Raw genomic sequence first — 6,218 nt, 5'->3', positions numbered from 1 at the left:
ATCTTCATAAATTCCATTAATCTGGCAATTATCAATAATATTTTTTATACTCTGAATTTCGTTTTTCCAAGTTGGTTTTATATCCCAAAAATCTTCTCCAGTAATTAAACTTAAATCCTCAAAAGCAACAATTTCATGTAATGGATTTACAACCAAAACAGGAATTCCTTTGTAACTATTTAAAACTCTAGTTTTTTCAAAACCACAAGTTTCATAAGCATTTATAGCAAAATCATTTTTGGTATTTACTTCTAAAAATATTTCATCAACACCTTCTTTTTTTAGTTTAGGAAAACTAAAATCTAACATTTGTTGTGTAATTTTATTTCCGCGTTTTTCTGGACAAACACCAGTTCCACCAATGTATGCGGTTTTTTTATCATCATACATGCGGATTCCGTACAATAAAAATCCTACTAATTTCCCATCAACTGTTGCACCAACAGAAAATTCTAAATCAATGTCTTCCATTATTAATTTTTTCTGAAATTGTTCTTCAGTTAAATTAATAGTAACATAATAATTTTGGTACGAAAGATTGTACAATGCTGATAAATCTTTTATATCAACACCAGTTAGCGAGTGTATTTCAATATTTGTTTGCATAGTTATTATTTGCAAGGCAAAAATATGACCAACATTTAATTTAATTCCAAAAAAAAACTTAAAATATTAAGAATTTTTGAATTTAGCTCTAATATGTAATTCCGAATTTGATAAATATGGAATACATTTTATATTATTGATTGAATAAATATACATAAAATTTATTTGACCATTAAAAATAATCTAATAAAATTTGTAATTAAAGAGTTTTTACCGATTTAACATAACCTTATCATTGAATTTTCTGAATAAAATTCTGTGTTTAGTAAATTTGCATACATTTTTAAAACTAAACTCAGAGAGAAGATAAATTTCTCCTCATTTGTTGAAATAATACGTCTTCTCTCTATTTTTTTCTCTTAAAAATGAACATTCTTCCCCATTTATAAAATAATAAATCTATTTGAGTGTAAAATGTACACTAAATAACATTATTACATCAATAATTTTTGCTCAATAATTATTTGTTCTGATGAAATATTGATAAAAATCAGTATTTTTTTGTGCGTATTTAATAAAGAAACAAAAGTTTATTAAAAAATGAATAACGAACATTTGTTAGTTTTTTTCTTTTATCTATTTTAGTGATTCAAAATTATCACAAAAAAAATGAGTAAAAATTTAACAAAACTGATCTGTTTAGGTCTGCTATGTGGTCATAGCTTTGTACTTGCTCAAATCAAAGCAGATACAATAGAGGCTATAAAAGAACCAATAGTTATTTCTCCACCTGCAGAAAATAATGACAAAGTAGACGTACAATTCTACGGATTTATCAGAAATGATATTTTTATGGATACGCGCCAGATGATTGGTGCAGGAGAAACTTTGGTTACACTTTATCCTAAAGATCGCTATTTAGATGTAAATGGAGCAGATATTAATGATGCTTCTAAATTTCACATGTTGTCTATTGTTTCTCGTGCAGGTGTCAATTTAAAAGGACCAGAATTATTAGGAGCAAAAACTTCGGGAATTTTAGAAGGAGAATTTTTTGGAGCAACTGAAGGAGGAATCAATGAATTTCGTTTACGACATGCTTATGTAATGCTAGATTGGAAAAAAACACAATTAGGAATTGGTCAATATTGGCATCCTTTTGTCGTTTTAGAAGCCTTACCAAATGTGGTAAATTATGGTACAGGAGCTCCTGTTTATGCTTTAAATAGAAATCCTCAAGTTCGTTTAACGCATAAGTTTACAGATAAACTTAAAGTAATTGCTGCTTTACACTCACAACGCGACTTTACTCCAAATACAGAACCTTTTAGGAATAGTGGAATGCCAGCAGCTCATTTGCAATTGCAATATAAATCGCAAATTTTTACAGCTGGAATTGCCGCACAATATGAAAATTTGAAACCTAAATTGGTTTCAGGTAATCCGCCAATAAAATCGAATGAACATGTAGAGAATGTATCATTTATGGCTTATTCTAAATTAAACACAAAACCTTTACAAGTAACTGTTGCTGGTTATTTAATGCAAGATGCTTCATCATTTGTACAATTAGGAGGAATAGTTGGTTATCAAGAAACACCGCAATCTGTAGAAGTCTATAAACCGATGAATACGCATAGTATGTGGATTGATATTCAACAAAATTCGAAAGGAAAATTTTCTGCAGGAATTTTTGCAGGATATATTAGAAATAATGGTGTTAAAAATCCGATAGAAGGAGCTACAGCAGCATCTTATGGTGTAACAACATCATGGGGAGCAGTTTCTGCAACACCAGGTACACGTACTGTTAATTATTTGTATAAAGTAATTCCAAGATTAGATTATACAGTTAGTAAAGCTTTAAAATTCCGTTTCGAAATAGATAGAAGCACAGCGCAATGGGCTGATGCAACAATAAAAGGAACAGGAACAGAGAACAAATATTTAGCAAACAACAACAGATTTCATTTAACAACACTATTTAACTTCTAATATCACACAAAAAATGAGTACAGTAAATAACGCAATTTCTGCTGAAGATAAACCAGCGAAAGACAATATATTTCAGGTAATTATCGCTTCGTCGGTAGGAACTTTAATCGAATGGTATGATATGTTCTTGGCAATTATTTTGGCAAGTGTACTATCTACACAATTATTTCCTAATGATGGTTCGTCGCACTTCTTAGAAACATTAGCCGTAGTGGTTTCATCTTTTATGTTTAGACCAATTGGATCTTTAATTTTTGGAAGCATTGGAGATCGTATCGGGAGAAAATATTCATTTCTAGTATCTTTAATTATGATGGGAGCAGCAACTTTTATGATTGGTTGTATTCCAACTTACGAAGATGTAGGTTGGTTTGCTCCTATATTATTATTGGTTTGTCGTATTATGCAAGGTTTGGCAATTAGTGGAGAATATGCAGGAGCTGTGATTTATGTTGCAGAGCATGCACCAGCCAAAAAACGTGGATTTTACACAGGATTTATTCAAGCAACAGTTCCAATTGGTTTATTGTTATGTTTATCAGTTGTATTTTTAACAAAATCATTTTTATCAGAAGAAGCATTTAATAGTTTTGGATGGAGAATTCCATTTTTATTTAGTGGATTTTTAGTGATTTTAAGTTACTTTATTCGTCAACGTTTACACGAAAGTCCAGTATTTGAACAATTAAAAAAAGAAGGAAAAACGTCAAAATCTCCCGTTAAAGAAGCTTTTACAACACCAGGAAATGTAAAATTGATGTTAAAAGCAATTTTTGGAGGAAATGCAGCACAAAGTACGATTATGCAAACAACGTTGTTTGTAACCTTATTCTTTTTACAACGAGCAGTTAATTTACCTTATGAAACAGTTTTAATTGTTGTTTTATGTTCAACACTTTTTAGCTCATTCTTTTATCAATGGTTTGGTGCATTAAGCGATAAAATTGGTCGTAAACCAGTTATGTTAGGAGGAATGATTGCCAGTTTTATTCTAATTCCATTATCATTTTATTTATACATGAAAATTGGAAATCCTACAGGATTAACAGAAGTTCATTCAATATCTAACTTAGCAGTTATTGGTATTATTGCTGTAAGTTTAATAACTTCTATTGCTGGTGCTGCTACTTACGGACCTTTAGGCGCATTTATGTTAGAGATTTTTCCAACTAAAATTCGTTATACAAGTATGGGATTTGCGCAAAACATGGGGAACGGATTTATTGGCGGTGCAACTACATTTATCACCGAATTAATAAAAATGACACTTATTGTTTCTGCGGCAATGTCGCCTTATGTAGGTTTAGCTTATCCATTGGTTTTGATATTTATTGCAATTCTGGTCAATTATTTTACAATTCCAGAAACGTATAAAAATGATCTTACCGAAGATGAAAAAAATAATTAATAAAAAAATGCTCGAAATTTATTTCGAGCATTTTTTTATTTCAAGTTTTCACTAAAGTATAGAATCTGTTAATTTGCTTGACATGTCGGCTGATGAAACACAGGAAAGTTACACGAATTAGCTATAAAACAAAGCTCATTTGCTTTTTTGTGTAATGCAATTGCCAACTCGATTTGACTAGCATCAAGAATAGTAACTTCAGGATGTAATGTAACCTCTACAATACGACCGCTACCATCATTATTTACCTCAAGTGTCGCCTGGGCATGGTCTGTATAAGAAATAACATCAATATTATTTTGTTTACAACAATATAAATACGACATCATGTGACAAGAAGTAAGACTACTTAGTAATAAATCTTCTGGATTGTATAAACTAGGATCTCCTTTGAAAGCTTTCGCTGCAGAGATATTCAAATCAGGTTTACCGTCTATTGTTATAGTATGACTTTTACTGTAAAATTTAGTTGTTGATTGTTTTGGTTGTTCTTTTAATACCCAATTTATTGCAACTTTAAAAAAGTGTTTAAAAACCATTTTTTTTATTTCAAAAATACCATTTAGAATTTTATTTTCAAAAAACTATTCTTGATACAAAATTCTATTCGAATTGACATTTTATTTGATGAATTTATCAAAATGTATAAATTAATTAACTTTTTTCTGTAGTAGTATTATTTATTCTTTTTATCAATTTCAGAAATAAATAAGCTTATTTATTTTCAATTTTAAAATTAAATGTACGAACAATTTTCTTCTTTTTTATAAATGCTGTTTCAAAATAATAATCGTATATTTAGTTAATAAATAATTAGTTAAATGATTAAAAAAGTTTAATGTTTTTGTTCTTTAATAATAATCTGCTATATAATAATTTTTAGTCTACTAGGAAAATTATTTTTTTTATATGATTAGTAAAATGGAAGAATAAGAAACAATGATAACCTAATAATTAATAAAATATAGTATGAAAAAAGTTATTTACTCATTGGTGTTATTACTATTTAGTATAAATGGATATTCACAAGGTCATTATAGCGGCTCATCTTTTAATCCAAACGATTACTTTGCTCCTCATGAAGGGATTATAATTCCGGTTTGGTATGGATTTGCTAATATGAATTATTACAACGGACAAGGAAAAAAAACAGATCAATTGATTAATAATTTTTCTGGAAATCCTAACTCATTAACTATTAAACAAAATGTGAAAACAGATTCGTATATTTTAATGGCTATTTATGGAGGAAAAGGAAAAATATTGAATGCTAATTGGGGAATGATGCTTATTCCAATGGTCAACAGTCCAACTGCAAGTATTGCATTAGATTATTATTCGCAACAAACAGGTGCAGGTACATATAATTTTACAAATAAAACGGTAGGACTTGGTGATATGTATATACAACCAATTTGGTTATCTTGGAAAGATGGTAATTTTCAGTACGCTTTAAATTATGGTGTATGGGCACCAACAGGTAAATATGAGCCTAATAGTTTAGATAATGGAGGACATGGATATTGGTCGCAAAATATTAGAGTAGCTGTAAAATATAAACCAGCTCCTAAGATTAATGTAAGTGCTGCGCATACATTAGAAATAAACCATTGGCAAAAGAAAACAGATTTTAAAGAAGGAACTCATCTTACATTTGATATGGGAGGTTCGTATGTTTTAAATTCTAGAGGTGATGAAATAGGTGTTTTTGGTCATTATACAACACAAATTTCTGATGATAAAGGTACAGAAGGAAGTAAATTATCAGATCAAGTAGGAGGAGTAGGTGGTTTTGTGTCATATTGGATAATTCCTAAAAAACTAGGAGCAATGGCACGTATTACACAGAATTTTTCGGCAGAAAACCGATTTGCTGGTACAGCTATTCAAACAGGACTTAATATATTGATTCCGACAAGTAAAGAGGAGCATTAAAAATGTATTATTTTTTAAGGTAATTTATTTCAGAATCTATATAACGAAAAAATCCCTCCAATGGAGGGATTTTTTATATCAATCAAATTGATTATTTTTTATCAACTGCACCTGATAATTCAGATCCTGCTTTAAATTTAGCAACTGTCTTAGCAGCGATTTGGATTTCTTTTTTAGTCTGTGGGTTGATTCCTGTTCTAGCAGCTCTCTCTGATGTAGAGAAAGTACCGAATCCTACTAAAGCAACTTTATCTCCAGAAGCTAATGCTTTTGTTACATTTTCTGTAAATGAGTTTAAGGCTTTTTTTGCTGCTTCTTTAGAAATTCCAGCGTC

6 protein-coding genes are annotated in these 6,218 nt (G+C 29.7%); 3 read left to right on the top strand and 3 right to left on the bottom strand.

The window, feature by feature from the left end; all coding sequences use genetic code 11:
* The coding region (locus RSC72_RS15670; protein ID WP_332578666.1) for a GNAT family N-acetyltransferase at positions 1 to 606 on the bottom strand (606 nt) is incomplete at its 3' end.
* Between the two features lie 609 nt (positions 607 to 1,215).
* Between RSC72_RS15670 and RSC72_RS15665 the strand changes: the two genes are divergently transcribed.
* Entirely contained in the window at positions 1,216 to 2,541 is a 1,326-nt protein-coding gene (locus RSC72_RS15665) for a DcaP family trimeric outer membrane transporter (RefSeq protein WP_332546293.1), read from the top strand.
* Between the two features lie 13 nt (positions 2,542 to 2,554).
* Positions 2,555 to 3,949 (top strand): MFS transporter, encoded by a 1,395-nt coding sequence (locus tag RSC72_RS15660; RefSeq protein ID WP_332578665.1) that lies wholly within the window; start codon positions 2,555 to 2,557, stop codon positions 3,947 to 3,949.
* A 68-nt stretch (positions 3,950 to 4,017) separates the two neighbouring features.
* Here RSC72_RS15660 and RSC72_RS15655 read toward each other — a convergent pair whose 3' ends face one another.
* Entirely contained in the window at positions 4,018 to 4,488 is a 471-nt protein-coding gene (locus RSC72_RS15655; RefSeq protein WP_332546287.1) for an OsmC family protein, read from the bottom strand.
* Between the two features lie 430 nt (positions 4,489 to 4,918).
* On the opposite strand from RSC72_RS15655, the gene RSC72_RS15650 reads away from it, so the two are divergent.
* Positions 4,919 to 5,884, top strand: a complete 966-nt coding sequence (locus RSC72_RS15650; protein WP_332546285.1) for a SphA family protein — start codon at positions 4,919 to 4,921, stop codon at positions 5,882 to 5,884.
* A 91-nt stretch (positions 5,885 to 5,975) separates the two neighbouring features.
* On the opposite strand, the gene RSC72_RS15645 is transcribed toward RSC72_RS15650, so the two are convergent.
* Positions 5,976 to 6,218, bottom strand: a 243-nt coding sequence (locus RSC72_RS15645; protein ID WP_332578664.1) for an HU family DNA-binding protein, incomplete at its 5' end; no start/stop codon positions are given.

The sequence above is a fragment of the Algoriella sp. genome, from assembly GCF_036647415.1.
GTDB lineage: Bacteria > Bacteroidota > Bacteroidia > Flavobacteriales > Weeksellaceae > Empedobacter.
The sequence above is the reverse complement of the archived record's forward strand: the minus strand, read 5'-3'. Positions and strand labels throughout refer to the sequence as shown.

Bases quoted from the DNA above. Each gene is read 5' to 3' on its own strand.
- RSC72_RS15655 (WP_332546287.1), bottom strand. From the start codon at position 4,488: ATGGTTTTTAAACACTTTTTTAAAGTTGCAATAAATTGGGTATTAAAA.
- RSC72_RS15660 (WP_332578665.1), top strand. From the start codon at position 2,555: ATGAGTACAGTAAATAACGCAATTTCTGCTGAAGATAAACCAGCGAAA.
- RSC72_RS15665 (WP_332546293.1), top strand. From the start codon at position 1,216: ATGAGTAAAAATTTAACAAAACTGATCTGTTTAGGTCTGCTATGTGGT.
- RSC72_RS15650 (WP_332546285.1), top strand. From the start codon at position 4,919: ATGAAAAAAGTTATTTACTCATTGGTGTTATTACTATTTAGTATAAAT.